The following is a 24,730-nucleotide window of genomic DNA, read 5'->3' on the forward strand; positions in this document are numbered from 1 at the left end:
TCAGGATAGAAATGGCGGCAATAGCAGCGCCGTTTTCTTTCCTGCAGAACTTTTCATGGCAGCAATTATAAATAGCTTTATTATACATTGTCATTGCTGTAATGATCTGCCTTTAATGAAATAATTCACGGAAAAACCAACAGTCAGCGATATGAGGAGGCCGATGGGAACATACCAGGGCCAGAATACGGCAAGATATTTTGAAATAGCTATAACTCCGGCAATGCTGACAAACACACCGGTCAGGGCTGCCTTATCGCTGAAATTCTTTATGAACCGCCCCTGGATAAAAATGCCCAGTATGCCGCCATACAACAGAGATGTTATGCCCAGGCCCAGCTCGATGAGAGGGCTGGTACTGTCCTGAATCAGGGTAGCCACCAGGATAAGGGCCGCCGACCATATAACGGTCACGACGCGGGAAATATTCATGCGACGATTTTCCGGCATATCCCGGTCCTGGAGACGAAGTATATCAAGAACCGTTGACGCTGAAAGCGAATTGATTGATGAACTGAGGGATGACATGGCAGCAGCGAAGATACCGGCCAGCATAAGCCCCCGGAGACCATTGGGCATATGGTTGATTATAAAATAAGGCATGATCTCATCGGGACGGGTAAAAGTCCTCTTGTCCAGGAGCACCATGATGAAAAGCCCCAGGACAAGAAAAAGAGAGAACTGAAAGAATACGATGACACCACTCCAGATCATGGCCTTCTGAGCTTCCTTTTTATTTTTACATGCCAGCACCCGCTGAACGATGATATGGTCAGTGCCATGGGAACCGATTGAGAGAATAGCCCCTCCGATAAGCCCGGAAAATATGTTATACGACCCGAATAAACTCTTCCATCCTTCACTGAGGCCTGAAGAGAACACTGCCAGTCTTTCGCCGGGAATCATTGTGAAGATCTCCTCAAGGCCATGTCCAGTCAGGCGCGTAATCATATATATCCCCATGAGAGCGCAGAAAAGATAAAGCACCATCTGGATGGCATCAACAATGACAACAGATCTTATGCCGCCATAGTAGGTATAAAAAAAAGTGGCAACACCAATGACGATAACAGCCGCACGGTAATCCTGCCATCCCATGAGAATCGCCAGGGGAATGGCCGTGGCAAAAAGACGTATGCCGTCGGCCAGTATCCTTGTTATATGGAATAAAATTGCAATTATCCGCCGCGCATTTACCCCGAACTTGTTATGAAGATATTCATAAACCGTGCTCAGGTTTCCCGCATAATATTCGGGAATAAAAATGAAGGCCACGACGATCCTGCCAATCAGGTATCCCATGGCCACCTGGAGAAAACCCACCCCTTTTACATAGGCCAGTCCGGGAACAGAAATGAAAGTAAGGGTACTCGTTTCAGTGGCAACGATGGAGAAGCAGGCCACGATCCAGGGGATCGACCTGCTGCCAAGAAAATATTCATTCACGGTTTTTGCCCTGGCGGAAAATATGCCAACGACATTGATGGCCAGGAGATATATGGCAATAACGATCAGGTCCAGTGTCATGTTTTCAGTCCTTGTATAAATGATACTCTTCTTTCTCTTCCCGGAACTGTTTTTCCGCCGGGGCCCAGGAACGGCCGATCTCATCCATGGTTTTCCCGGCCAGGATGCCCTCACGGATTACGCTGCTCCCGGTGAGCAGATCAAAGGCCCGGTGCATGTCGTTGAACTCATAGACCCCCTGGAGAAAATCGCTTTGCGGGTAGAGGTCATGGGCTGCCCCGGTAATGGCAACACCGCAAAGAAAGGGCCTGAACGAATCGCGGTCAGTCACGTGTATACACAAACCGCCGCACTCCTCGCCGCGGTACTTGTTGAAAGTTGGACGAAAATAATGCGGCCTGAACATGACGCCATCCAGGTTAAAGGAATTAAGCCGTTCCCGGAGAGCATAAGGATCAATAAAAGGCGCCCCGAAAAGTTCAAAGGGCGTTGTTGTCCCCCTTCCCTCCGATATATTCAGGCCCTCCAGGAGACAGAGACCGGGATAGACCAGGGCGGTCTGCAAAGAAGGCATATTGGGTGACGGGGGAATCCATGCACAGCCCGTATGGTCGAAGTACATATCCCTCTTCCAATTTTCCATGGCGACGATAGTGAGATGTATATCCAGGTTGTGCTTTTCCTTCACCATGAGTCCCATTTCGGCAGCAGTAAGACCGTGCCGGACCGGCACAGGTTCCACGCCCACGAAAGACTCATATCCTGCCCCTATGAGCGGGCCCTCGACGATTCTGCCTCCCAGGGGATTGGGCCGGTCGAGAATCATGAATTCCACATCAGTGCCGTGCAGCGCCTTCATGAAAAGGATCATGGTGTTTACATAGGTATAGTAGCGCGTGCCTATATCCTGAATATCAAAAATAATGAGATCTATATCGTCAAGCATTCCCGCCGGGGGTTTCAGGGTTTCAGCGGAATGCCCGTAAAGGCTCACCACTTCGATTCCCTGCAGCATTCCGGGGTCCACGGCTACCTGGTCCTGTTCTGTGCCGAAGAGCCCGTGTTCCGGTGAAAAAATCCTTACGACGGGGCACCCCGACCGCCGAAGCGCATCCCATGAGTATTCAAACCGCGAAGTCAGCGAGGTGTGATTGACCAGCAGGGCTGTTTTTCTTTTAACCAGGTTTTTAAGCGCGTCTCTATCGTGAAGAAGCCGTTCCAGTCCCGTTATTACCATACAACCGCCTTATGGAATATATCAATTATTTTTATTCATGAATAAAGCACTATCCCGAAGGACCGCCCGCGAAGAGCCGTCAGGGTTTCAATATACGCCAGAAATAGTCAAAAAAATCCGGTATGGTTTCCGCCAGGCTCCATTTCATGCCATGATAATACCAGGAATGAATATGGCGGTGGCAGAACATGAAATACAGGTCCGCCATCCGCCGGTCGTCAATTGAAACGTCGAAATCATTTCGTTTGCGGGCCGAGGACAATATTTCCGCACCCAGAGTGTTGAAATCGTTTCGGCGGTAGGAGTTTTCTTTCATCCATGTCCGCATGGGTACGGTTATGAAAGCGGTAATAGCAACGCCGGGATTCCTGTCATAAAATTCCATGGTAACCCGGAATATCTTCCGAAATACTTCCCTGGTGTTCTCAATCCCGGCCACGTGCTCCCGTATAAGGGGACCGATCTCTGAAATCTTCTCATCAAGAATGGTAAAAAGAAGTTCCTCCTTGGATGAGAAATATTTGTATATCGTTCCCGAGCTGATACCGGAACGGTTTGAAATTTCACGCAGGTTTACCCGGTGAAAATCATTTTCACTGAACAGTTCAAGTACGACAGGATACAGCCTGTCCTTTATTTTCTGCGGTATGTCCATACTCTCCTGTTCCCGGAATGATTTTCCCGCCGGGCTCATCTTTCTCTACGCAACGGAGGTTCAACCAGAAACGGGAAAATCGGGAAATCACACGCGTATTGCCCTGTTTTCAACCGGCATCCCAGCCGCCCTGCGCACGAAGCCTTTCGATAATCTCTCCGGCAATTTTCTGAAGAGTCAGTTTATCAACCTTGGCGGTCCTGGTCAATGGAAATTCCTTTTCATTCTGCCATATTTCCACGTGCTGCGGCCGTTTGTACGATGCTATGCCTTTACAGTGTTCCATCACTTCTTCAGCCGTAAGATCGCAGTCTTTTTTCACCCTCACAAAGGCGAAGACCCCGTCATCGAACATCTCATGCTTCATGCCGACAACTTCCGCCGCATCGACCTTTTCCATTTTCACGATATGATCTTCAATTTCATCAGGGAATACTTTATACCCTTTCTGCTTGATCATAAACTTCTGCCGTCCCGACAGATACAGGGCCCGGTAACTGCCCATGTCTTTGAAATAGCCGATGTCACCGGTATAGAGAATTCCCTCCCGGGATATGGTTTTTGCCGTGGCCTCGGGCTGGTTATAATATCCGAGAAACACGATGGGCGGATGATAACATATCTCTCCCACCTCCCCGTCCGGAAGCTGCTCCCCGGCCGTACCGTCATGATTCATGGGTTTGCGGATTGTCACTTCAGCCAGATCAGGAAAGGACTGTCCCACCTGTCCGGCCATTTCTTCAGGTCCGATTCCCGGCGGAGTAAAGGTCGCAAAGCCGGCATTCTCAGTCATACCGATCCCCGTTCCGATGGCCGGCGCCATGGCTGCAAGCCTTTTAAGGAATGCCACATCAACCGCTGAACCGGCACAGGCCGCCAGTTCAAGACTGGAAAGATCGTATTTATCATAATCAGGGCGGGCCCACATCATGCGGTACTGCGTCGGGATCATCCCAATTGCCGTGACATGGTGCTTTTCTATCGCCTCAAGGCTGAGTGCCACGTCAAAAATGCGGAGCATGACGGCTGTTGCACCCACGAACATGGCCGTCATAAAAAGCTCGGTCACGCAGCCCACGTGGCTTGGAGGAAGGTTGATGAGCACCGAACCCTTCTTCATCGCGGAACCGCGCTGCAGAATCTGGTTCTGGACAATAATGTTTTCGTGGCATATGAGGGCGGGTTTCGGTTCACCCGTGGTTCCGGTCGTGAATATGATCAGGGCGGGAGTCCTTGTATCAATCCGCGAATAGGCCTTTTTAAGACCGCCGGTTACCATATCCTTCACTTTCAGCCATATGAGCCTCTTTTTTTCCATCATGCCGGTGATACTCACGGCGCCTTCCATGATATCTCCCGGTTGAGGATCGGGAGTAAACTGAATGAAATGCTTCACGCAGGGGCAGCTTTTTTTTACCGCCTGCCCGGCCGTGCGGAAATCACGCACAGGGGTATTGCCAAGGAAAAAAAATGCTTTTGCCTGTATCTTATCGATCTCGCGCACCACCTCATCATCCTTCAAACGAGCGTCCAACGGTGCGATAATCGCGCCTATTTTAAAACAGGCGTACATGAGCATCATATGCTCCGGCAGCAGCACAAGCAGGGTCGCGACAGTATCACCCTTCCGTATGCCCATATCAAGAAGCCGCAGCGCAAAAAAATCTATAAGAGAGGCGAACTTTTTGTAGGTAAAAGATCTGCCGTCTTCATGCTGAATCATCGCCACGGCACCGGGCGTTTTCCCCGCCCAGTATTCAATATAGGAATTAACCAGAGGCAGCCGTTCTGTTGTCATATTCTAAAGTCCTCCTTTTTATTTTGCTATTTCTGCATACCCATTGCTTATGGCCTTCCGGTCATCACAGTTCATCACCTGGAAAAAGATATCCGTGCTCTTTTCGTTTTCTCTTTTCCCGGTCTGTCCGACTGTTATATCCGTGCCGGGCATCACCATCCCGGTAAAACGGCAGTACAGCCTTTTAAGACGTTCAGGATCCCCCGCTGCCTCCCTGTTCACCAGTTCACGCACAGCCAGGGCCAGTGTGGCAGTGCCCTGGAGAATAATTCCCGGGAGCCCCACCTGGCGTGCGAATTTCGGTGAAGTGTGAATGGGAAAAGTGATATCCGTGCAGCCGTCATATACATGGGGCAGCAGCGGATCGATATATATTTTCGACTCCCAGCCGGGCGCCCCCGTGTCCTGTTCGGGGATAACGGGCATTTCTTCAGCCCCTGAAGCTCCGTTCCGGCATGAAACTCCGCGCATCATGGCGCCCATGACTTCGGTAAATACCGGCCCGCCTTTTGCGTCCATGGCATCAAAGCGGATGTTCACATGAGTGCCTGCACGATGGGGAAGTATGGCAGATATGCGGCCCCGAATTGTCAGCTCATCACCGGGCAAAACCGGCCTATGAAACTCAAGGTATTCCGTATAATGTACCTGTGTTGCTATTATTTCATGGGGGAAATTATCAGCTTCGATATATTCCCATATCCTCCCACAGATGGGCCATGTAATGGCTACACAGTTCATGGGGTGGGCGATGATGCCTTCTTTTCTTTCATCATCAAAATAGTGAGCATTGTTGTCGCCGATTGCAGCGGCATAACTCATGGTGTCCCGCCAGCTTACTTTTGTGGCATATTCGCGCAGAGTGGTTCCGGTGAAAGCAGAATCAAGTTCCATATGGCAGCTCCTGTATACATACTTGTCATGAATCATCAAAAAAGATAAAGCTGGAGATGTCAATAATAAAACATTGTTTCAATAATAACATGTTTAATAAAACATTGTTTTATTAAACATGTACAGAATGAGGAAAGAGGCTCTGACCCCCGAGTATGTCACTACGGCATATATAAATTCAGGGCTCTGACCCCGGCTTGGGGTATCACATGTAAGATATCGGAGGGATTATAGTATATAGAAGAAATGAGCTTTTCCAGGGACTGATTAAAGCCGGGCAGCTGTCATGAAAACTGACCCGGCACAAACGGCATCTGTCAGAACCAGGCCGTTATTCCCAGGGTCGGGATGATGATGTTCTGGAAACCCGTTACATTGTCGCCGGCATTGTCAAAGGCCAGGGTGACTCCCAAATTCAGTATGACGCCGCTGGTGAGAATGAATTTGACTCCCAGTTCGTTGCCGTACCGGAATCCCAGCTTTTTGGAAAGCTCCGTGTTCATGCTCATTCCCATGTATATGGAGGTATAGAAACAAAATTGTTCTTTTTTATCGATGCCGAAAACGAACATGGGACCGGCTCCGACATAATAGACCTGGGAACCGGCAGTGATGTTGAAATCGGCCTCACCGCGAACACTCAGGGCCAGGTTCTGACCCAGAAAATAATTGACCAGGGGAAGCACCTTGAAGCGAAAATTGTTGTCCGTAGAATCGCTCGAGAGCCCCTTGAACTGGGCCGAGATGAATCCGCCCGCTTCCCAGGTCCCGGCCGCAAGATATTTCTTTTCTTTTATTTTTATGGCATCCTCGATTTCTTCACGGACAATGCGGCGGACATCCTTTATCAGCTTATTTTCATTGATGACCTTGGTGCTGGCCTTTCTCTCCTTGCTTATGGAGGTGTCAATTTCCTCACGGACTGCTCCGCGCAGATCATCAAAAAATCCCTCCTGTTCCTCGATGCGCACTTCCGAGAGGGGCTTGTCCCGCTGTACATTCTGATCTTTCCTGGCAGGGTATTCCCTGTTGGCCCTGTCCCGCTCATATCGGTAATCCTCGTAGCTTTCCTGGGCCATAAGATAGGCAGCGGTGCCGAACACGGTTATGGTTGCAGCTATAATAAAAATATTCCGGAATATGCGCATGAAACAACCTCCTGACGATTCAGTATTATTATCGGTCCGGCGAAGCAAAAATTAATAAGTTCTTTGCTGATTATGATGAAATTTAATAGTTTCTGCAGTGATTTATGCCATTAATTTCACCCATGCGGGATTAATTGGAAGGAATTTGAATTATAACTACAGAATGGCATGGAAAAAATCGATTATATATATATGGCGGCAGATATCAGAAGGCTCGATACATCCGTCTTTTTGCATATTATTTATAAATGAGGATAGTATCTCTCATGAAAAAATTATACCGGTCATCACTCCTGGCGCTGGGCGCAATCCTGTTCTGCGTTGTCATTGACAGCACCAACGCCGCCATGATCAGGGTCCGGAACATAATCAACGTCGGCGATCCCGTGAATTCCATGGGAGACGATTTCTCCCCGTCCCTTGTGGCCGACGGCTCCGTCATGGTATTCAATTCCCGCCTCCCCGACGAGGAGGACCACAATATCTACATAACCTATTTTTCCGGCGGCGCCTGGTCAAAGCCGCAGTTCATGGAACAGATAAACTCGGCCTACAACGAGGAGACACCCTATATAACCCCCGACGGCAAGGTTCTCCTCTTCGCCTCGGACCGGCCCGGCAGCATGCAGCCTTCGGTGACAGCCGACGGGAATGTGCGTATAACCTATGATATTTACATATCGTACAACATAGGCGGACGATGGACGAAACCGGTTCCCGTGCCCGGCGACGTCAACACAACAAGAAATGAACGTTCGCCGAGCCTGAGCCTTGACAAAAAAACATTATTTTTTTCACGCTGGAGATTCAGGAACATCCGCAATTCAAAACTCATGCAGGCCTCACTCAGGGATAATGAATATGTTGATGTCCGCGAACTCCCCTATCCCCTCAATTCCGATAATTTCGACATGGCTCTGACCCCCTCGCAGAGGCGGCCCGGCTTCTACCTGGCTTCGCGTAGACCGGGAGGATACGGCGGATGGGACCTCTACTTCGCGGGATATAAAGACGGAAGCTTCTCCGAAATCATCAACCTGGGCCCCGAGGTCAATTCCGCCGACAATGAACTTTTCCTCTCGGAAGTGGACAATACGCTTTATTTCTGTTCAGACCGGATCGGGTCATTGGGCAGGTATGATATCTTTTCCGCATCAGTTCCCGGCGAGATACGCAGGCTGGATTTGCCGAAAACCCCCGTAACCGTAAAACCGGAAATTCCATCGGGCATGGACAAAAAAGATGCAATTGATAAAAAAGCCGAGGCAAAAATCACCGAACCCGACGAGAAGAAAGCGGAGGATAAAACGCCGGCAGTTATCCCGCCCGAAGACCTGAAGCCTGAAAAAACTGACAAAGAAGAAAAAATCCCGTCAACGGCCGATATCATTATCCCCGATTCGAAACCATCGGTTCCCTGTACGGACAACCGCACACGAATACACGTATATGTGACGGACGGCGAGACAGGCAAGCCCCTTTCAATCCGATTTAGGATATACCTGAAGAATACCGACGACCCCGGGGCCGCCCCCATACGCACCAACGTACGAAAAAGCGAAATGGATGGAACATTCAGGATATTTCCCAAAGGAGATGTTTCCTGGGTTGTTATGAAGCTGGACCAGGAGGGATATAAACCCCTGCGTGAAGCCATAGAAGTGGCACCGGGCCGCATGAAAGAAGTGAAAATTACCGTTTATCCCGACCGTGATCAGAACATGAAATTCCTCTTCAAGCCGGTCTATTTCCCCTTCAATTCGAGCCATATCCGCCTTGAGTATTATCCATATCTTCACAAAATCATCAACTATCTGCGCGAACACCCTTCCCTGCGTCTCCGCATCACGGGCCATGCCGACATCACCGGATCAGAGTCATCGAACTACCGGATCAGTGTTAAACGGGCCCGGGCGGTGCGGGATTATTTTGTTAAAATGGGACTGCACCAGAAACGCTTTGACGTAAAGGGAATGGGTGAAAGACAACCAGTAGCCACACAGAGGGGCAGAGAATTCGATGAACTGAACCGCAGAGTGGAATTTAAATATTATAAATAGAAATCTAAAATTCAATCCTCCGGGTGTTGACATTTATCGTGGAAAATAAATTTTTCAAATACAGCAATTCATGGCTTTCCCGCACCCTTGTTAAGCTGGGAAGCATCCATGAACTGGAACCTGAAGAAAAACGCCGAAGAATGCCGGCCATATTTATTCTTTTAACTGCTATATGCGTGACATCATTTTTTGCCATTTTTCACTTATTATTTCACCGCTATTTTTTTGTCACCGCAAACCTGATCTCATTTGTCATTCTCATTTCAGGCATCGCACTCCTGCGGCGTAAAAAACATGGCGTTTTCTTTTACCGGATCATCACGCTGTTTTTTATGCTCATCTTTCCATTGATAATAATCGAGGGCCGGAAGGAAATATCCTATTTTCTATGGGTATTTATATTCCCCGCCGCCTCTTTTTCCGTACTGGGTAAGAGAGATGGTGTTATTGCCAATTTTATTTTCCTCATACTGAGTCTTGCTTTCATGCTGGCACCACAATCACTGTTCGGGACAGAGCCTTATTCAAATGCTGTTGTAATTCGCTACATCATCGCCAATACGGCGCTGACTTTTATTATCTACAACTATGAATCATCACAGCAGCTGCTCTTCCGCTATATGAAGCAGGAAAAGGATAAATTTGAAACCGCCTCTAAATATGATCCGCTGACAAAGCTCTCAAACAGAAACGATATAAGGGAAAAGATACTGGCGGAACAACAACGCCAGAAAAAACTGAGCAAGCCTTTTTCCGTTATTCTCTGCGACATTGATAATTTTAAAAAACTTAATGATGCACACGGACATGATTGCGGAGACTATGTTCTCCAATCCATTTCTGACATCATCCGTGGCCAGCTTCGTAACGTGGACTGCCCTTCACGATGGGGAGGCGAGGAATTTCTCATCCTCCTCGTGGAAACGGACCTCGAAGGCTGCGGGATTGTGGCGGAAAGAATTCGGGAAAAGATCAGGCAAACAGTGTTCCGTTACAACGGGATACCCCTGAAAATAACACTTACATTCGGAATCAGCACCTGCAAGAACGCCGATGAAGAGATTGAACGATGCATTAAACGAGCGGACCAGGCCTTGTACCGGGGTAAAAAGAAGGGAAAAAACTGCGTGATAGCCGCAGCAGATGAAAAGACTTTATAGGGAGACTCACTATGAACGACATTAATTCCATAAACATCGGAGATATATTCGGAAGCACGGGCAAACAGCACAGCCTCATCGCATCATTTATAGAAAAAACTCCCGATATCATCTGCTTCAAGGACGGTCATGGTCGATGGCTCGAGGCCAATACGACATGCCTTGAACTCCTGGGCCTGTCCCATATTGAATACCGGGGCAGGAATGATGAGGAATTGGCTCTCATTGCTCCTTTTTACCGGAATATCTTTAAAAACAACCGGGTCAGTGACCGTTATGCACTGCAGAAAAAAATTCCCGTCCGTCACAAGGTACTTGTTCGAAAACCCGACGGTTCGCAGTTTGTTTTTGATATTCTGCGTATTCCCCTGTTCCATGACGACGGCAGGCCCCGCGGCATCATTACCGTGGGAAGAGATGACACTCTCAGGGACCGGGTCGAAAGGGAACACCAGATGCTCATCGACGACCTGATGAAAAAATTCAGGGAGCTGGAAAAACTAACGCTGTCGGTTCCCCATGACCTTAAAAATCCCGTGATAACCATTAAGAGCTTCATCCGCCTCATCATCGACAATGTGAGATCGGGAAACCTTGACACTCTTGAAGAAGATCTCCTTCGCATTGAGAAGGCAGCCTGTCGCCTGGAAAACCTGACCGAGGACCTGATTAAACTGACTAAAAGCGGGCGGGCCGTCAGTGATATAAAACTTATCTCCATGCATCAGCTGGCCAAGGAATCGGTACAGCATCTTCACAACCTGCTGGAGGAAACAGGTGCTGTCATCTCCATTCAGGAGGATATTTTCCCAGCCATGGGAGACCCCGTTCGTATCACCCAGGTACTTCTGAATCTCATTGAAAACGCCGTCAAGTACAGCTCACCGGCCGGATCCCCCCGGATAAAGATAGGTTCATGCCGTCACAAAGGAGAGCAGGTATACTTTATAAAAGACAATGGGATGGGAATCGGTAAAAAGGATATTGAAAAAATATTCGAACTCTACAACCAGGTCGACTGTTCCTCCCGGGGCTGCGGGCTGGGTCTTGCCCTGGTTAAGTCGGTCATCGAGGCCCACGGCGGACATATATGGGCGGAATCGGCTGGAAAAAACAGGGGGACTACTTTTTATTTTACACTCCCCTCACCCGAGGCTGCGAAGGGCAAGGTAATCCAGTAAGGTGCCCTTCCCTTTTCATTCACTTCACCGTCCCCAGGGCCTGCCGCACCTTTTCGGGCAGGTCTTTTCTCTCCGAGAGAAGAAGTTTATCCGCCGCGGCAAGACTTTCCGGCGTGCCTCCTGCCATAGGGAATCGTGGATATAATAACCCAGTGAATGCTCCGTGACGAGCGATGGATAGCCCTTATTTGCCATGTGAGAAAACCATGCCTTCCGGATAACCGCATCGATGTAAAAGCATTCAATATAATTTCATTTCATGCCAGTCTGATCAACATTGCATTTTTTCCGGTTGTCATATATACAATCGGGATTTAATGCGGAAAATAATTAGAAGCGTTAGTCATAATCGGATTGACAGCGATATCTTTTAATGATAATGATCGCTTGATCTCTCATAACTTTTTGCAATCAGGTTACAATATCTTTCGGAGGGCATATACATGCATTTAAGCCTGCAGGCCGGGCCTTTTCCATTGCTCGACTTTTTTATTCTCTTCAGCGGATCGCTTTCCGTGCTTATGTCTATCGCACAACTTACTCGTCCGAACAGAAAATTCCTTAACAATTATTTCGGCGTTGTCTTCCTCGGGACCGGTTTCGTTATCCTTTATTTCCATGCATACCTGCCTGATCCGGCCTTCGATTATACATTCTTCGCGGCACCAATCCTTTTTCTACTGCTCTATGCCACGAGCCCGCTCCACTACTTAATAGCCTATAAGGTCATTATTGAGGATATCGATTTAAAAAAAAGAAATACAGTTCATTTCATACCCGCCCTCACCGCCGCGATCCTCTCGACCCTGAACACTACAGGCCTTCTCAATGTCCGCAGAACCCTGCCCTGGAACGATACACGCGAGATAAACCTTGTGCAATACTTTCTGCTCGTCCTCTGGTTTATTCAGCTGCTCTCTTATGAGTCAATACTTGTGATCCGGTTTTTTCGAAAGCGTCAGAAGGACGATGACAGGCGCACTGCCTACCCGATCCTTTATTCTATCATCTTTCTGATATTCATACTGGGACTTGTCCTGATCTCCCAGTTGCTTCTCTCTTCGTCGCTGGCGCTCACGGGTCTGGCATTGGTGAGTGTCCTCGTGATAACATGGAATCTTTTTACGTACCGCTACCCCGATCTCTATCCCAACCTCAATGCGGCGCTGGGCCGCTACGAATTGACTCATACAAAAGGACTCGATCGTATTTCCCTTCGCAACCGCCTCAACGAACTCATGGAAAGTGAGAATATCTACTGCGACGAGGATCTCTCCCTGGCCCGTCTCGCCTCCCTGCTTGATCTTTCTCCCCACCAGCTCTCAGAATTTCTTAATCGTGAACTGGGAGAAAGCTTCAGCACCTACCTCAACCGTCACCGCATAGAAGAGGCCAAGCGCATGCTTCGCCAGGACCCTGCACGATCGATACTCTCGATAGCGATGGCGGTGGGCTTCAATTCCAAGTCGGTTTTTTACCGGGCATTCACCAGACACACGAATATGTCACCGCAGAAATTCAGAAAAAACCTCCACATTTCATAATCTTCCATCCCTCTTTTTAAGTCCTGTTTTATAAAAAGTGAATCAATAATTATAAAGAAGGACGACATGTTATAGCCCGGCATGTTATTTTCACAACGCACCGGGCAGCTTCCATAACCCGATGTATATCCAAAAAACAATTTTTCAAGCATTTTTGCATCATTTCATGCAGCGTCTGTATTTTGTGAATCTGCTAAGAATATTTCAGGAGGATTAATTGGATGAAATGTTTGAAAGTATTTCTGGCATCATTGATTTTTATCTGCGCGAGCCCTATTATCGCCACCGAGGGAAACAACCCCTGGAAACTTCTTATTGACCGGAATGGCGTTAAAATTTACAATCGGGATATGGCGGGATCACCCATCCGTGAGTTTATGGGCCGCTGTGTCGTTGATGCTTCACTCTACACGGTAGGGGTGCTCATGCTGGATTTCACCGCCTATCCTGAATGGGTAGCGTCCTGCAAGGACCTTCGCAGTGTCGCCTGCAGGAATACCCTTAACTGTGATCTTTATTATATCATGGCCCTCCCATGGCCGGTTTCCAATCGTGATGTTATATTGCGGGCCGTTGCCACCGTATACCCTGATGAAGGTGTCATACATGTTCAGTGTGACGCCATTCCCGATGATAACAGGGTCCCGGTTCCCAGCGGCTATGTCCGTCTTAAAGCCATGTATGTTAAATGGATTTTAAAACAGCTCCCCGACGGGAAGACCGATGTAACATTCCTGAGCTGGGCCGAACCCGGGGGATTTGTTCCTTCCTTTGTCGCCAACATGTCGACATCGGACTTCCCCTATAAGTCTCTGCTGAACCTGGCCAGGATGGTGCGCCTGCCTAAATATGTAGAAATGGCCCGTGGAATGAACGGACAGAACTACAAGCAGAAGATGAAACTCAGCCAGTAACACTTTAACAAGCAAAATTTATTTCCTGAATTTTAAAAAATAAAAACGAGAGGGAAAAATGAAAAAAATAATGAACACCGTATACTCATGCCTTAAGGCGATTCTTACAGACAATTCCGGGACAGTGCAGCTCGACATTATACTTACGGGCCTGCTGGGCCTGCTTTTCTCCCTGATGTCACCAAAGGATGAACACGACAAACCCCTTTTTAACAGGAAAACTTTCAGACTGAGTTTTTTATATATGCTGATCTCCGGTATAGGGGTTGCAGTGGGCGCCTATATTATCGAACCGGCATGGATGTTGATGTACTGGATTAATCCCGTATGTATTCCTCTGTCACACATTATATTTCTCTTTGCATTGATTTATCCCGGCAGCTTTTTACTCGGGTATCTTGTCGCACCTCACCTCGACGCCGCCGGCTGGGGCTGGAGGGTCCTTTCGGTGTTGATCGGCTATGAAGTGATCTTCGTTATCATGAATCTTACCAGCCGCCTCTGGAAGGTTGCCTCATTCGAAAATTTTGCACAGGGCAATACAGTACCGCTGGTCAGTTTCAGCCCCCTGTCTTTTACACCCCTGGCAATCGAGCTGACAATCGGTCTTGGCGTGGCCGTATCAAGCGGTATCGCGCTGCTGTTATATCTCCGCAAATTGTCAAAATAGGAAACTTTAGTCTTCCGGTTATTGTTTAGATACTTTTAAAGAAAAGTTGAGATGGAGCGTAGATTATGAAAGGTTTGATTATTGTTGATGGAGCCGGCGGATATGTCGGCGGACATGTGGTAAAACGCCTGGCAAAAGCAGGATACAGGGTGAGAGCAGTAGACCTGCCAGGCATTAATCTGGAAAAAATTGCCGAAGAAAATGTGGAAACTGCTTCCTTTGATCTGACCCGGCCGGAAACAATTCTACGGGTACTCATCGATGCGACGGCCGTGGTTCACTGTGCAGCAGCCTTTGACCTGTCACTGTCATATGAAGCGCTTGCTAAAGTAAATGTGAATGGGACCAGGAATCTGATCAGGGCCTGCCAGGGCATGAAAATTAATCGCTTCATACACATCTCTACCGGAGGAGTGTATGGTTCATCTAAAACATGGCCCATTGATGAAACGTATCCAACCAGGCCCATGGATGCCTATGCGAAAAGCAAACTGGATACGGAAAAAGAAGTACTCAATGCCGCAAATATTAATGCCACGATTTTCAGGCCAACGGTAGTGTATGGTCCCGGGGGGAAATACATAGCGGGAGCATTCTATTCCTTCGCCTGCATACTTTCCGAGAGAAATATCCCCCTTCCTCGCATAAAACGCGGGCCTATGTTTAACTGGATCCATGTCTCCGATATTGCCGGAGCGGTGGAGTTTGCCCTGCGGGAGGAAAAGACCATCGGCAATATATATAATCTCGCCGAACAGGAAATGCTTGAAGCCGGCGATTTTTTCGAAATTCTCAAAGAGAACTTCGGAATAAAGACCATGGGCAGTATTACTATTCCGACTGTCGTGGCATCTATCTTCGGAAAACTGGGATGGCACTTGCCCATGGCAATTTCGGCAAAACCTGTCTCAAAAATCATGTCCCATGAATGGAAGAAAATAGTAGCCCGACACAATCTCGTGCCTGATCTGCAGCCCACATTTCCCCGAGACTTTTATCCATACTTTATCGGGCATCACGCCTATTCCAGCAAGGCACTGTGTGATCTCGGCTTTGTTCATGAACATCCTAAATTCAGCACCTCCTTTCCCGGTGTTTTGCAATGGTACCGCGATAAAAAATGGCTGCCATAGTACCGAAATTGAGGCAAGGCGCAGCACAGGTTCACCACATGATGACAGAGTCGACAGAAATTCGATAAAAAGGAGATATGTATTATGGATAATGAACTGTTACTCAGGAACTTTCTTCTACGGACAGCCAGGTTCTATCCCGGAAAAGAAATAGTATCTGTATATCCCGATCAGGTATTTCGATACAGCTATGCCGATTACTTTAAGCGAACCTGTCAACTGGCCCATGCCCTCAAGGCACTGGGCATAGAAAAAGGCGACCGTGTGGCCAGCTTTTCCCTCAACAACCACCGCCACCTGGAACTTTATTTCGGCGTTCCCTGCTACGGCGCCGTACTGCATACCGTCAATATCCGTCTTCCCAGGGAACACCTGATCTATATCATCAACCATGCCGAAGACCAGGTCCTCTTCATCGATGAAGACCTTCTCTTCCTCATCGAACCCATAAAGGACGAACTGACAACAATCAGGCATTTCGTGGTGCTTTCCCAGAGCGGAAAAAAACCTGAAACGACACTGTCACCGATTCACCTCTACGATGAGTTAATATCCCAATACCCCGAAAGCTACGAATTCCCCGACAGTCTCAACGAGAGGGACCCGGCCGTAATCTGTTATACCTCCGCCACTACGGGAAAGCCCAAAGGCGTGGTCTATTCCCATCGCAATATTGTCATGCACACCTATGGCATAGTGGCAACTCTGAGCGTCATGGAGTCCGATACTGCGCTGCACATCGTACCCATGTTCCATGTCAACGGGTGGGGAGCTCCCTTCGGGGCCCTGGCCATGGGTTGCAAGCAGGTTCTTCCCGGCAGGGATATCCTCAATATGCAGAAACTCTGCCATATCATCGCCGAGGAGAAAATAACCTTCACGGGCGGTGTTCCCACAATATGGATGATGCTCTATGATTATCTTGAAAAAGACGGATGGTATGACTTTTCAAGTCTCAAGACCATATTCTCCGGTGGGGCGGCATGCCCTCTTTCTCTCATGAAGGGGCTCAATGAAAAATACGGATTTCCCATCCGCCAGGCCTACGGCATGACCGAAACATCACCAATGGCCCTGGTATCTGCTACAAAGAGCTATATGAGCGACTGGCCTATGGAAAAGATTTACGATATCAGGAGCAGCGCCGGTATGCCTGCCCTGGGCGTGGAAATGAAAATTGTCACTGATCAGGGCAATGAAGTCAGGATGGACGGCAGGGAATGGGGCGAAATTTATCTCAGGGGGCCCTGGATAGCCAGGGAATATTTCAAGGACCCGGAAAACACGGATAATTCATTCATCGATGGCTGGCTGCATACCGGTGATATCGCAACTATGGACGAAGAGGGATATGTTAAACTTGTAGACCGGAAAAAAGATCTCATCAAAAGCGGCGGTGAGTGGATTTCATCGGTAGACATAGAGAATAGCCTTATGACCTGCCCCAAGATAATGGAAGCAGCGGTAATCGGTATCCCCGATGCCAAGTGGCAGGAACGGCCGCTGGCATGCATCGCTTTATACCCCGGAGAAACCATCACTATGAATGAGATAAAAGAATATCTCAAAGATAAGATCACACCGTGGTGGATACCTGAACAGTTTATCTCGATGAACCAGATTCCTAAAACCAGTGTTGGAAAATTTAACAAGCGTGAACTGAGGCAGCTCTTTTCTGAAGGCAGAATCGTCCCTGTTTCAGATAACTCCGGACAGCGGGGATAACGCATGCATCACTTCACCGTCCCCAGGACCTGCCGCACCTTTTCGGGCAGGTCTTTTCTCTCCGAGAGAAGAAGTTTATCCGCCGCGGCAAGACTTTCCGGCGTGCCAGTGTAGCCAAGGGAATGATGTGTCACCAGAGAGGTGTAGCCCGTGTACACCACGCTGGAAAATTCAAATGAAAGATAGGGGAAGATCATCGGCGACAGCAGGGCTATCCCCATATAGTCCCAGGCCGGCTCAACCGGTGAACCCAGGGCCTTCTTGAAGTCCACGACACGGTCGCCCTGTACGGCCACGGGCGCGGGCCCATCGTTCTTCCAGGGATAGAGGACGATTGTCCCGGGGTGATGGCCTTCATGGTGAGCCGTGATGACCCGGGAAAGCTCCAGGTCGCAGATGATGTCGCTGTTGATGATGATAAAATCATCCTCGCCGAACCAGGATTGGCACTTTTTAAGTCCGCCGCCCGTTCCCAGGATACTATCCTCGATTGAGAAAGAGACATTCATGCCAAAGGAGTCGTTCCCGGCAAAAAAATCCATGACATCCTCATGACGATAATGCACATTGCACATGATATCACTGATTCCCGCTTCTTTCAGCATGGCCAGGGCGTAACAGATCACGGGAATGCCCGCCACGGGCACCAGGGACTTGGGGACACGCTCCGTAAGGGGACGGAGCCGCTCACCGAAACCGGCCGCAAGCAAAAAGGCCTTCATGCTCTAACTCCCTCCCCCGGATCCATGGCTTCAAGACCGGTCAGACCCGCAATTATTCTCCAGGACGGAAGCAGTGCAGGCCTTCTCAACGCGATCATTCCCGCGCTTTCAAGAGCGGGCACGATATAGCGCTCGAATTCATATTTCTTTTTCACGGCCGTGAGATACCCGTAGCTTCCCGCTGCTTTGACAAGCCGCTGAAACGCCATGAGATCATAAAAATAGTCAAACTCTTCCCTGCCCATGGCGGTGATCCCCTTTTCAACGGCCCGGGAAAAATAGTATTCCTTCAGCACCGCGGCGGCATGGCCGGGAATCCGTACATAGGGATCGCAGAGGAGAGAAACAAGATCATACTGGGGAAGTCCCAAGCGGGCGTCCTGGAAATCTATAAGGTAGAGGCCGCCGCGGTGCACCATGATATTCCGGGCGTGGAAATCACGATGATTGAGGACAAAGTGTTCGGGCCGGTCCAACAATGCGGCTATATCCTCAAAGGCAGCCGTCAGACCGGCCTTCATTTCCGGGGAAAGGCCGCAGCGGAAATAGCATTCCAGGGTGTTTTCGATGAAAAAATTAAATTCGTACATGAGTTTCGCCCTGTCAAAGGCCAGGGTAAAAGGAGTCTCGCCGTTTCCCCTGATGCCCTGCAGGCCTACAAGAAGATCGATACAGAGGCGGTAGATGGGGATAACCGTGCTAATGTTTTTATCCCTGATGTGATACTCCAGCAGGTCATCACCCAGGTCCTGAAGTACCAGGAGTCCTTTCGTCTTATCACAGGCGAGAATGGCCGGTACGGGGATTCCCGCTTCATCGAGAAGCCGCTGTGTCGTTAAAAAGGGATATTCCGTGCCGGGGTATTCGGAGAAAAGGTGATCATGGCAGAGGATAAAATTTTTGTTTTCGGCATTTACCCGGTAATAAATCCTGGTGGAGGCATCTCCGGCAAGACGCGTTTTTTCTCCTGCACCCTTCATGATGCGGCCGTACAGCTCATCATCATTTTCATTTATTGCGTAGCTCATAGCACAATCCGTATAACATGGAACAGGGGGAAATCCCGGCCTCTTTGCCGGGAATTCCCCTTGTCGGGAGGATGGGAAAAATTACTCCGCGCCCCTTCGCAGGAAGGCCGGTATATCCAGGTCTTCGTTGGAAAAATCGCGTTTTCTTCTTTTTTCATAGTTGAGTGAAAAGGTATTGGAGCCGGGCTGCTGCCTGCCATGAGGCTGGGCGTCCTGGCTTCCTTCGATGACGGTGAGGGTTGTTCCGGTTTTTTTATCCAGCTCGCTCGCCCTGGGTGTGTGGCGTGAAAGCATATTCTTCTTTTTATCAAAACCCGTTGCTATAACCGTTACCCTGACGCGGTCATCCAGCGCCGGATCAACGGTTGTTCCAAAAATAATATTAGCTTCGGGATCGACCTGGCTGGTGACGATTTCCGTGACTTCGTTAACTTCGTGAAGAGAGAGATCATTGCCGCCTGCAATGTTGATAAGCACGGCCTTGGCTCCTTCAATGCAGGTCTCCTCGAGCAGGGGACTGTTGATGGCCATGGTTATGGCCTCCATGGCCTTGTTTTCGCCGCTGCCGATACCCACGCCCATGAGAGCATCGCCGGTCTCCTTCATAACCGTTTTAACGTCGGCAAAATCCACATTGACTATGCCTGTAACCATGATGAGGTCGGCTATGCCCTGCACTCCCTGGCGGAGTATATCGTCGGCCAGTTTAAAGGCATCCTCAATGGGAGTTTTTCTGTCGATTATTTTGAGAAGAAGATCATTGGGAATGGTGATGAGGGTGTCGACGCGCTGCTTTAGATTATTGATCCCCTCCTCGGCCTTCTGTGATCTTCTCTTCCCTTCCACCTTGAAGGGCTTTGTCACAACACCCACTACGAGGGCATTCTGTGCCTTGGCTATTTCAGCCACGATGGGGGCTGCCCCGGTACCGGTGCCGCCGCCCATGCCCGCGGTGATGAACACCATGTCGGCCCCCTTCAGTGCCTTTTCCAGCTTGTCCCTGTCCTCATTGGCTGCCTCACGTCCTATATCGGGATCGGCGCCGGCCCCGAGTCCACGCGTGAGCTTTTGTCCCAGCTGTATCTTGCTGGGTGCCAGGCTGTCGCGGAGCTGCTGAGCATCGGTGTTGGCCACGATAAATTCAACACCGTCCATGCCTGTAGCTATCATCCTGTTTACCGCGTTGGTCCCGGCACCGCCCACACCTATTACCTTGATGATAGTGTTTAGTGGTCTTTCCTCTTCTAGCTTAAACATGTCTCCTCCCCCATGTCCCCTTTGTTATGTCGCATAATAAAATATTATGTCGCATTAGGCAAGAAAAAAACCATTTTCGTATTAATTTTTATGCAAAAAAGACTTTATGTTATTATTAAAATTAATTAATATATACAGCTGATTTTGCATTAATAATACCTGTTTTTGCCCCATTAATATATACAATAATCAATTTACTGTTGCATTAATCACAAAAAATAGAGCAATCGGTCATATCAAATCTTCCCCGAAAAGGGGAAATACCACTCAATGTCTATGCAAATTTATATTTACAGATATTCCTCAAACCACTGCTTCATTTTGTTTATCAATGATCCCTTTTTCTTCTCAAAACGTGGTTTTCCTCTGAACTGGTTCATGCGTATTCCATACTTGAGAAGACCCACGCCATTGGCATACTGGGGAGTGGCCACGACATCCTTGAGACCCACGATATCCCGCGGCGTGCCGATGCGAACCGGCATATTAAAGACACGCTCTCCGGCCTCGATGCATCCATCCATCATGCAACCTCCCCCGGTAAGTACCACGCCCGCCGCCATCATATCCTTCTTGCCGCTCTTCACCAGTTCAAGCTCCACCATCTCCATGATCTCCGTCATGCGCGGTTCGATTATCTGCGTCAGTTCCTGCCGGAATAGCCGCCGCGGTGCACGTCCTCCCACTGAGGGAACCTCCACCATTTCCGAAGCATCCACCAGGTCCAGAACAGCGCATCCGTATTTCCTTTTTATCATCTCGGCCGATTCAAGGGGCGTGCGCAGGCCGATGGATATGTCATTGGTCACGTATATTCCGCCCACGGAAAGCACCGAGGTGTAGGAAACGCCCCCCTCCATGTAGATCACAATGTCCGTGGTTCCGCCGCCGATATCCACCAGTGCCACGCCAAGTTCCTTCTCATCCCTGCTGATAACGGCATCGGCCGAGGCAAGAGGGTTGAAAACGATGTCCTGGTAGGAAAACCCTGCCTTTTCCACGGCCTTCATCATATTCTGAATGCTGGCAATGGCCCCGGTTATGATATGAACCTCGGCCTCGAGGCGGACACCGCTCATGCCGATGGGGTCCTTGATGCCCGTCTGGTCATCGACGGAAAACTCCCGCGACAACACGTGCATGATCTCCCTGTCCACGGGAATTACAACGGCCTGGGCCGCTTCCACTACTCGTTTCACTTCTGTATGTGATATGGTCCTGCTCCGATTTGTGATGGCCACGACTCCGCGGGAATTCTGTCCCTTCACATGCTGGCCGCTTATCCCCACATAGACCGTGCTGACTTCATAGCCGGCCATAAGTTCGGCGTCCTCAATGGCTTTCTGGATCGATGCGGCCGTATTATCTATATTGACGATTATTCCGTTTTTCAGGCCCGTTGACGGAGCGACTCCAACCCCGGCTACCTCGATCTGATTATTTTCGTCGAGTCTGCCGATGACGGCACAGGTCTTTGTCGTTCCGATATCTAGTCCTACGATTATCTCTTCCATTTTCCCCCCCTGGATTTCATCTGATCACGATCATGTTGCCGTTGATGTCCAGCTTTTCCGGATAGTATTTAATCCTGTCAAGATAGCCCGTTATATAATTCAGGCGCCGTATATTCCCCTTTCCTGCTTTCATGTTCATCTCAGTCCTTCTCCCCTTCAGTTTCACCCGTATAAGGTCCGAAGGCCCGGGAGACAGTTCCGAGAGCTCCCTGTACAGGGACGGGAAAGCCCCCTTTGTCCAGGCGCAAAGTTCATGGAGGCGTCGCACCCTTTCCGAAAGTACTCCGCTCCTGATATCCTCCCTGCCGATTAAAGTCAGGGGACTGTCTTCACTGTATATTTTACCCTTCGATATAAGGCTGTAATTTTCATCAAATTCCAGCAGCAAGGTCGTCGCACCGTCCGTCACGGCCACGGGGAAAGAGGGTATCTTTTCCTTCACCCGCACTATAAGCCTGTCTCCCTTTGTGCTGATAGTATAATCCTCTATCATGGGCAATCCGCCCAGTATCGACTTCAGGGAATCCATATCCACCAGTATCCCCTTTCCCGTCGTTGCGGCCCGTACTTTTTTTATGATGTCATATTTTGACATATACACAAGTCCCTGGAACTCGATGGATCGAAAAAGCCTCTCGTTTTTAGCTCCACCCGGACCGCCGGTGCATTCCGCGAAAATCAGCACAAGCAGGACCACTGTTATATGTATCGGTATTTTTATCATCCTGCCCAGTTTTTCAGTTCGTCAAGTATCATTTTTCCAGCTTTGTAAATGTCGCCGGCTCCCAGGGTTACGACAACATCTCCCCTCCTGACATGTTTCAATATGGTGGCGGGGATATCCTCAAACTTTGGAATTATCACGGGTTCCCGGCCCTCGTGCTTTATGACGGCATCCCTGATGAGATCCGATGAAACACCATCGATGGGCTTTTCACCGGCGGGATATATCTCCGTGAAAAATATGACATCGGCATTGGCGAAGGACTGCCCGAACTCGTCCCACAGGAGCTCGGTCCTGGTGAAACGATGAGGCTGAAAAATAACGAGGAGACGCCGGTCGAGCTTCTTAAGCGCCGCCAGGGTTGCGCGTATCTCCGTTGGATGATGACCGTAATCGTCCATGACCAGAACATCCTTTTCCTCGCCGATACGTTCGAACCGGCGCCCCACGCCCTGGAAGGCCATGAGCCCTTCACGGATTACATTTTCCGGGAGCCCCAGTTCCAGGGCAACGGCGATGACCGACAGCGAATTAAGCACATTATGATTTCCCAGGGATGTAATCCCGAATTCACCCAGAGGCTTATCACGGTAAAAGGCCGAGTACTTCATTTTCCCGTCTTCGAGGCGGATATTTGCGGCCCTGAAATCGGTGTCGTCGGAAAAACCATAGGTAAAAAAGGGCCGTTCGACGCGCGGCAGGATTTCCCGTACAATAACATCGTCGGTGCAAAGGACCGAGTAACCGTAAAAGGGAATATTGTTTATGTACTGGAGAAAGGCCTCTTTCACATTATTGAAATACTTATAGTGATCCAGGTGGTCCGCGTCGATGTTGGTGACGATGCCGATGGTAGGCAGAAGCTTCAGGAATGAACCGTCGGACTCATCGGCCTCGAACACGATGTATTCACCCTGGCCCGCGTAGGCATTGGAGCCAAAATTCAGGACCTTGCCGCCGATGATGGCCGTGGGGTTTATCCCGCCGTGATACAACAGGTAAGCCAGCATGGAGGAAGTGGTGGTTTTCCCATGAGTTCCGGCCACGCCGATTCCATGCTTCAGGCGAACCAGTTCGGCCAGCATCTCCGAACGGTGTATGATGGGGATACGCCTCTTGCGTGCCTCGATTATCTCGGGATTGCTTAAATCGATCGCCGTGGACGTAACCACAACGTGATAATCCTGTATATTTGACGCGCCGTGACCTATATAGACCACGGCGCCCATTTCCTTCAGCCTTTTTGTCTGTTCCGATTCCCTGAGATCGGAGCCGGAAACATCGTAGCCCAGATTTATGAGTATCTCGGCGATACCGCTCATGCCGATGCCGCCGATCCCCACAAAATGCATTTTTTTCGAATTTCTAAACAATGTAGACCTCTTTCAATTTACCATGCGTCAGATATTTTTAATGATATCCCCGATTATAACCCCTGCAGCGTCACTTTTTGCCAGGGCCAGTGCTTTTTGCGACATTTTATCGAGAGACCGCTGATTGTTGAGCAGGCCGAAAAGCACGGGTGCCACCTTCCCCGGCGTGGCCTCGGCGTCCTTTATCTTTACGGCAGCCCCTTCACGCTCGAATACATCGGCATTTTTATCCTGGTGATCCAGGGCCGCGAAGGGATAGGGTATCTGGATCGAAGGAAGCCCCGTTGCCGCCAGTTCCATCATGACACCGGCTCCGGACCTGCTGATGGCGATATCGCTTGCCCGGTAAGCGAGCCCCACCCTGTCTATGTAGGGAGATATATAGATGGAGCCCCCGTCTATCTCGTTCTGAACCTTTTCCTTGTACGAGTCATATGAAAAGGCTCCCGTGCTCCAGATTATACCCACGTCCTTCAGGTCACCGCTAAATTCCTTTTTCAGCCCGAATGTAAGCTTGTTGAGATTA

General features: G+C 49.3%; 21 protein-coding genes. 9 read left to right on the forward strand and 12 right to left on the reverse strand.

From position 1 onward, the window contains the following. Window positions 1-90: 90 nt before the first annotated feature. The 6 genes from CVV44_14630 to CVV44_14655 form a co-directional block, all read right to left on the reverse strand. Entirely contained in the window at window positions 91-1,611 is a 1,521-nt protein-coding gene (locus CVV44_14630) for a sodium:solute symporter (GenBank protein PKL37580.1), read from the reverse strand. Continuing rightward, window positions 1,532-2,704, reverse strand: coding sequence for a DUF1343 domain-containing protein (locus CVV44_14635; protein PKL37581.1), 1,173 nt, complete (start codon window positions 2,702-2,704; stop codon window positions 1,532-1,534). The genes CVV44_14630 and CVV44_14635 overlap by 80 nt, the downstream gene beginning before the upstream one ends. A 79-nt stretch (window positions 2,705-2,783) precedes the next feature. Beyond that, window positions 2,784-3,398, reverse strand: a complete 615-nt coding sequence (locus CVV44_14640; GenBank protein ID PKL37582.1) for a hypothetical protein — start codon at window positions 3,396-3,398, stop codon at window positions 2,784-2,786. A gap of 70 nt (window positions 3,399-3,468) precedes the next feature. Then, window positions 3,469-5,157, reverse strand: a complete 1,689-nt coding sequence (locus CVV44_14645; protein PKL37583.1) for a long-chain fatty acid--CoA ligase — start codon at window positions 5,155-5,157, stop codon at window positions 3,469-3,471. Between the two features lie 18 nt (window positions 5,158-5,175). Then, a complete protein-coding gene (locus CVV44_14650) occupies window positions 5,176-6,087 on the reverse strand; it encodes a hypothetical protein (GenBank protein PKL37584.1) in 912 nt (303 codons plus the stop codon). Between the two features lie 281 nt (window positions 6,088-6,368). Further along, window positions 6,369-7,199 (reverse strand): hypothetical protein, encoded by an 831-nt coding sequence (locus CVV44_14655; GenBank protein ID PKL37585.1) that lies wholly within the window; start codon window positions 7,197-7,199, stop codon window positions 6,369-6,371. A gap of 248 nt (window positions 7,200-7,447) precedes the next feature. Between CVV44_14655 and CVV44_14660 the strand changes: the two genes are divergently transcribed. From CVV44_14660 to CVV44_14695, 8 genes are all read left to right on the forward strand, one after another. After that, window positions 7,448-9,259, forward strand: a complete 1,812-nt coding sequence (locus CVV44_14660) for a hypothetical protein (protein ID PKL37586.1) — start codon at window positions 7,448-7,450, stop codon at window positions 9,257-9,259. A 26-nt stretch (window positions 9,260-9,285) separates the two neighbouring features. Beyond that, complete coding sequence (locus tag CVV44_14665) at window positions 9,286-10,419, forward strand: hypothetical protein (protein PKL37587.1); 1,134 nt, start codon at window positions 9,286-9,288, stop codon at window positions 10,417-10,419. Between the two features lie 11 nt (window positions 10,420-10,430). Then, entirely contained in the window at window positions 10,431-11,600 is a 1,170-nt protein-coding gene (locus CVV44_14670; protein PKL37588.1) for a hypothetical protein, read from the forward strand. A 443-nt stretch (window positions 11,601-12,043) separates the two neighbouring features. After that, complete coding sequence (locus CVV44_14675; protein PKL37589.1) at window positions 12,044-13,144, forward strand: hypothetical protein; 1,101 nt, start codon at window positions 12,044-12,046, stop codon at window positions 13,142-13,144. 221 nt (window positions 13,145-13,365) lie between these two features. Further along, window positions 13,366-14,058, forward strand: coding sequence for a hypothetical protein (locus tag CVV44_14680; GenBank protein PKL37590.1), 693 nt, complete (start codon window positions 13,366-13,368; stop codon window positions 14,056-14,058). Between the two features lie 58 nt (window positions 14,059-14,116). Then, window positions 14,117-14,728, forward strand: a complete 612-nt coding sequence (locus CVV44_14685; GenBank protein PKL37591.1) for a hypothetical protein — start codon at window positions 14,117-14,119, stop codon at window positions 14,726-14,728. A gap of 65 nt (window positions 14,729-14,793) precedes the next feature. Beyond that, on the forward strand, window positions 14,794-15,861 hold the full coding sequence (locus CVV44_14690; GenBank protein ID PKL37592.1) for a hypothetical protein: 1,068 nt from the start codon (window positions 14,794-14,796) through the stop codon (window positions 15,859-15,861). 84 nt (window positions 15,862-15,945) lie between these two features. Then, window positions 15,946-17,586, forward strand: a complete 1,641-nt coding sequence (locus CVV44_14695; protein PKL37593.1) for a fatty-acid--CoA ligase — start codon at window positions 15,946-15,948, stop codon at window positions 17,584-17,586. Between the two features lie 8 nt (window positions 17,587-17,594). Here CVV44_14695 and CVV44_14700 read toward each other — a convergent pair whose 3' ends face one another. The 6 genes from CVV44_14700 to CVV44_14725 all read right to left on the reverse strand — a co-directional run bounded on the left by CVV44_14700 (window position 17,595) and on the right by CVV44_14725 (window position 24,204). Beyond that, a complete protein-coding gene (locus CVV44_14700) occupies window positions 17,595-18,308 on the reverse strand; it encodes a nucleotidyl transferase (GenBank protein ID PKL37594.1) in 714 nt (237 codons plus the stop codon). Then, window positions 18,305-19,336: an aminoglycoside phosphotransferase gene (locus tag CVV44_14705; protein PKL37595.1), complete on the reverse strand. Its 1,032-nt coding sequence runs from the start codon at window positions 19,334-19,336 to the stop codon at window positions 18,305-18,307. Before CVV44_14705 ends, CVV44_14700 begins: the two co-directional genes overlap by 4 nt. An 81-nt stretch (window positions 19,337-19,417) precedes the next feature. Next, complete coding sequence (locus CVV44_14710; GenBank protein PKL37596.1) at window positions 19,418-20,593, reverse strand: cell division protein FtsZ; 1,176 nt, start codon at window positions 20,591-20,593, stop codon at window positions 19,418-19,420. Between the two features lie 290 nt (window positions 20,594-20,883). Then, the gene (gene ftsA, locus CVV44_14715) at window positions 20,884-22,107 is read right to left on the reverse strand and encodes a cell division protein FtsA (GenBank protein ID PKL37597.1); all 1,224 of its coding nucleotides are present in this window, start codon (window positions 22,105-22,107) and stop codon (window positions 20,884-20,886) included. A gap of 16 nt (window positions 22,108-22,123) precedes the next feature. Then, the gene (locus tag CVV44_14720) at window positions 22,124-22,831 is read right to left on the reverse strand and encodes a hypothetical protein (GenBank protein PKL37598.1); all 708 of its coding nucleotides are present in this window, start codon (window positions 22,829-22,831) and stop codon (window positions 22,124-22,126) included. Further along, window positions 22,828-24,204 (reverse strand): UDP-N-acetylmuramate--L-alanine ligase, encoded by a 1,377-nt coding sequence (locus CVV44_14725; GenBank protein ID PKL37599.1) that lies wholly within the window; start codon window positions 24,202-24,204, stop codon window positions 22,828-22,830. Before CVV44_14725 ends, CVV44_14720 begins: the two co-directional genes overlap by 4 nt. Before the next feature lie 96 nt (window positions 24,205-24,300). Between CVV44_14725 and CVV44_14730 the strand changes: the two genes are divergently transcribed. Beyond that, window positions 24,301-24,642 (forward strand): hypothetical protein, encoded by a 342-nt coding sequence (locus CVV44_14730; protein ID PKL37600.1) that lies wholly within the window; start codon window positions 24,301-24,303, stop codon window positions 24,640-24,642. Window positions 24,643-24,730 lie beyond the last annotated feature (88 nt).

Source organism: Spirochaetae bacterium HGW-Spirochaetae-1 (assembly GCA_002839375.1).
In the GTDB taxonomy this organism is placed as follows: Bacteria; Spirochaetota; UBA4802; order UBA4802; family UBA5550; genus PGXY01.

Excerpts from the sequence above, each read along its gene's own strand:
- CVV44_14630 (PKL37580.1), bottom strand. The coding sequence starts at position 1,611 with ATGAGATCGGCCGTTCCTGGGCCCCGGCGGAAAAACAGTTCCGGGAAG.
- CVV44_14635 (PKL37581.1), bottom strand. The coding sequence starts at position 2,704 with ATGGTAATAACGGGACTGGAACGGCTTCTTCACGATAGAGACGCGCTT.
- CVV44_14640 (PKL37582.1), bottom strand. The coding sequence starts at position 3,398 with ATGAGCCCGGCGGGAAAATCATTCCGGGAACAGGAGAGTATGGACATA.
- CVV44_14645 (PKL37583.1), bottom strand. The coding sequence starts at position 5,157 with ATGACAACAGAACGGCTGCCTCTGGTTAATTCCTATATTGAATACTGG.
- CVV44_14650 (PKL37584.1), bottom strand. The coding sequence starts at position 6,087 with ATGATTCATGACAAGTATGTATACAGGAGCTGCCATATGGAACTTGAT.
- CVV44_14655 (PKL37585.1), bottom strand. The coding sequence starts at position 7,199 with ATGCGCATATTCCGGAATATTTTTATTATAGCTGCAACCATAACCGTG.
- CVV44_14660 (PKL37586.1), top strand. The coding sequence starts at position 7,448 with ATGAGGATAGTATCTCTCATGAAAAAATTATACCGGTCATCACTCCTG.
- CVV44_14670 (PKL37588.1), top strand. The coding sequence starts at position 10,431 with ATGAACGACATTAATTCCATAAACATCGGAGATATATTCGGAAGCACG.
- CVV44_14675 (PKL37589.1), top strand. The coding sequence starts at position 12,044 with ATGCATTTAAGCCTGCAGGCCGGGCCTTTTCCATTGCTCGACTTTTTT.
- CVV44_14680 (PKL37590.1), top strand. The coding sequence starts at position 13,366 with ATGAAATGTTTGAAAGTATTTCTGGCATCATTGATTTTTATCTGCGCG.
- CVV44_14685 (PKL37591.1), top strand. The coding sequence starts at position 14,117 with ATGAAAAAAATAATGAACACCGTATACTCATGCCTTAAGGCGATTCTT.
- CVV44_14690 (PKL37592.1), top strand. The coding sequence starts at position 14,794 with ATGAAAGGTTTGATTATTGTTGATGGAGCCGGCGGATATGTCGGCGGA.
- CVV44_14695 (PKL37593.1), top strand. The coding sequence starts at position 15,946 with ATGGATAATGAACTGTTACTCAGGAACTTTCTTCTACGGACAGCCAGG.
- CVV44_14700 (PKL37594.1), bottom strand. The coding sequence starts at position 18,308 with ATGAAGGCCTTTTTGCTTGCGGCCGGTTTCGGTGAGCGGCTCCGTCCC.
- CVV44_14705 (PKL37595.1), bottom strand. The coding sequence starts at position 19,336 with ATGAGCTACGCAATAAATGAAAATGATGATGAGCTGTACGGCCGCATC.
- CVV44_14710 (PKL37596.1), bottom strand. The coding sequence starts at position 20,593 with ATGTTTAAGCTAGAAGAGGAAAGACCACTAAACACTATCATCAAGGTA.
- ftsA (PKL37597.1), bottom strand. The coding sequence starts at position 22,107 with ATGGAAGAGATAATCGTAGGACTAGATATCGGAACGACAAAGACCTGT.
- CVV44_14720 (PKL37598.1), bottom strand. The coding sequence starts at position 22,831 with ATGATAAAAATACCGATACATATAACAGTGGTCCTGCTTGTGCTGATT.